Origin of the sequence: Orlajensenia flava (genome assembly GCF_004801905.1) — a bacterium.
Classification (GTDB): domain Bacteria; phylum Actinomycetota; class Actinomycetes; order Actinomycetales; family Microbacteriaceae; genus Orlajensenia; species Orlajensenia flava.
Window position 1 is genome coordinate 1 of sequence record NZ_SSSN01000022.1, and the last position, 3,149, is coordinate 3,149.

A 3,149-nucleotide genomic window follows, 5' to 3' on the forward strand; every position below is an offset into this window, starting at 1 on the left:
GAACCACACCAGCCAATCACTGATACGCCTGCTCGCTGCGCTCGCGGGCTACTCAACCAGCGGTGCCACTGCAGACGCGAAGCGGCTTCGCGAATCGAGGCCCTCGCACTTGCGACCGGCGGGTTTCGATACGCGTGCTCCTTCGTCGCTCGCTACTCAACCAGCAATGCCACTGCAGACGCGGAGCGGCTCCGCGTATCGAGGCCCTCGCATGTGCAAGTGGCGGGTTTCGATACGCGTACTCCTTCGTCGCTCGCTACTCAACCAGCGATGGAGAGCAGCGGATCAGCCGGAACAGTAGACGACGTCGACGGTGGACTTCTGCGGCACGTCGCCCGGCGCGATCGACTGAGACGTGATCGGCTGGTTCGGCTTCTGCTTGCACGAGGTGTCGGGCTTCGGGTTGGCCGTCAGTTGCAGATTGGATCCCTGGAGGATGTCCGTCGCGGCGCTCAACGACTGACCCGTGAGGTCGGGCAGCGTCACGAGCCCGCTCGAGACGACGAAGTCGATCGTCGAACCCGAGTCGACCGCCGTGGCACCGACCGGGTTCGTGCGGAGCACGACATCCGTTGCGATCGTCGGCGAGTTCTCCTTGCTGACCGCACCCACCGCCATACCGGCTCCGGTGATGGCGGCCTGCGCATCCGCGATGGGCTTGTTGGTGACGTCGGGCACGGTCACCTGCTCCTTGCCGGTCGACACGTACACGGTGATGTACGTTCCGGGAGCGACGGTCTCGCCCGACGGTGGATCGGTGCGGGTGACCTTGCCCTTCTCCACGGTCGCGCTCGGCTCGGGCACCTGCGTCGCAGACAGGTCGCGGTCGGCGAGCTTGGCCGAGGCATCCTCGAAGGTGAGTCCGGTGATCGACGGCACCTCGCGCGACGACGACGGGATGTCGCTCGACGGAGCCAGGTTGAACACCCAGAACATGACGGCGGCGATGATGACGATGACGCTGAGGATGCCTGCCCAGACCCAGATGGCCGGCGGCCGCCGCTGGGTGCGCACCATCCGCTGGTCTTCGGAGAGCTGCTTGAAGGCGAGCTCGGTGCCGGTGGTGATGGGAGGCGGCGTTCCGAAGAGGTTCGCCTCCTCACTCTGCTTGTGGATGGGCAGCTTGCCGGATGCGGCGATCTCGAGGTCGCCCCGGAACTCGGCCGCGGTCTGGTAGCGGTCGAAGCGATCCTTCGCGAGCGCCTTCGCCACGACCATGTCGAGCGCGGGCGAGACGTTCTGGTTGATGGAACTCGGCTTGCTCGCCGTCTCGCTCACGTGCTGATAGGCGACGGCCACCGGAGTGTCGCCGCGGAACGGCGGGCGACCCGTGAGCATCTCGAACAGCACGACGCCGGCGGAGTAGAGGTCGGTGCGCGCGTCGACGAGCTCGCCCTTGGCCTGCTCGGGCGAGAAGTAGGAGGCCGTGCCGAGGATGGCGGTGGTCTGCGCGACCGTCGTCGACGAGTCGGAGATGGCCCGGGCGATGCCGAAGTCCATCACCTTCACCTGTCCGGACTTGGTGATCATGATGTTGCCGGGCTTGATGTCGCGGTGCACGACGCCGGCGCGGTGCGAGTACTCGAGCGCGGTCAGGACGCCCTCGAGGATGCGGACGGCCTCCGACGACTCAAGCGCACCCCCGCGGATGACGTCCTTGAGCATGCGCCCGTCGACGTACTCCATGATGATGAAGGGCTGCTGCGTGTCGTGGCCCGACGTGTCGGTGACGGTCTCCTCGCCGGCGTCGAACACGCGCACGATGGTGGGATGCGCCATCCGCGCCGCTGCCTGAGCCTCTTGGCGGAACCGCGTGCGGAAGGCCGGGTCGAGGGCGAGCGACGACTTGAGCAGCTTGATCGCCACTGTCCGGCTCAGCCTGGTGTCCGTTCCGAGGTGCACCTCGGACATGCCGCCGCGGCCGATGAGTTCACCAACACGGTAGCGGCCTGCGAGCAGGCGGCCATCGTCAGTCAATGCGAACTCCTCGAATGTGGGCGGACGGGTGCGGAAAGCCTAACGGACGCGGCTGATCACGGGCCGACCACGGTCACGCTGAGGGGGTCGGACGCCGGGGAGGCGACGGATCCGCACTGGTACACGAGCGTGGCGGTGAACGTCGAGTCCTTCGGTCCCGCGGTGAAGGTAGCCGTGCGGCTGCCATTCGGAGTCGCGTCGGCCTGGACGTTGGTCGCGCCCTGTCCGGTGACCGTCAGGTTGTAGCCACTCAGGGTCTGACCGGCCGGGCAGCTTTGGGCTTCCCAGGCGATCGTTGCCGACGCCACTCCTGCTTTCACCGTTGTGGGGGACTCGCCACCCTGCAACGTCGGTGCCGCGGTCGGCTTGCTCGGCTGAATTACACCGGCGTACACGGACAGAGTGATGGAGGCGCCCTTCTGGAGGTTGCCGGTCGGGTTGACCGCGTAAACGGTGTCGACCTTCGCCGGATCCGTTGCAGCATTGCCGGTGTTGACCGTAACGGTGAGACCCATGCCCTCCGCCTTCGCACGGGCGTCCGCGCTCGAAAGGCCGATGAAGTCGGCCTCCTTCACTGGGATCGTCGTCGAGGTGGGCGTCGACGTGGGTGTCGGAGTCGATGACTTCGTCGGTGCGGGTGTCGAGGTCGTGGTCGTCGGAACCGGGGTGTTGTTGTTGCCCCCGTTCACGGCGAGGGCGATGATTCCGCCGATAAGCAGCAGCGCGAGCAGGATGATGAGGACGATGAGCGGCCAGGTCCAGGGGCTGCGCTTCTTCTTTTCGGGCTCGCCGGTCTCCTCGGTCGTCGTCGTGGTGGTCACGGCGGCGGGGAACACCGTGGTGGCCGCGCTGGTGTTCGCGTTGGAGGAGGGCATCAGCATGGTCGCGGCTGTCGCGCCCGCTCCGAGGATGGCGGGCACCGCGGCTGCCGCGGCCTGCACGTCGCCCTTGCGGAGCGCGGTGGCTGCGCGAGCGAGGTGGGCCGCCGACTGCGGCCGGTCGGCCGGGTTCTTGGCGATGCACGCGAAGACGAGGTTGCGAACCGGCTCGGAGACCGTGATGGGCAGGTCGGGTGGGGTGTCGTTGATCTGCGCCATGGCGATGGCCACCTGCGACTCGCCTGTGAACGGACGACGGCCCGCCAGGCACTCGTAGGCGACGATGCCGAGCGA

General features: G+C 67.3%; 2 protein-coding genes. Both read right to left on the reverse strand.

Annotation, left to right across the window (positions count from 1 at the left end; all coding sequences use genetic code 11):
* Positions 1–285: 285 nt before the first annotated feature.
* Positions 286–1,977 (reverse strand): Stk1 family PASTA domain-containing Ser/Thr kinase, encoded by a 1,692-nt coding sequence (gene pknB / locus E6C70_RS16530; protein WP_136424973.1) that lies wholly within the window; start codon positions 1,975–1,977, stop codon positions 286–288.
* Positions 1,978–2,033: 56 nt separating this feature from the next.
* On the reverse strand, positions 2,034–3,149 hold a 1,116-nt coding region (locus E6C70_RS16795; RefSeq protein ID WP_407921047.1), incomplete at its 5' end, for a PASTA domain-containing protein.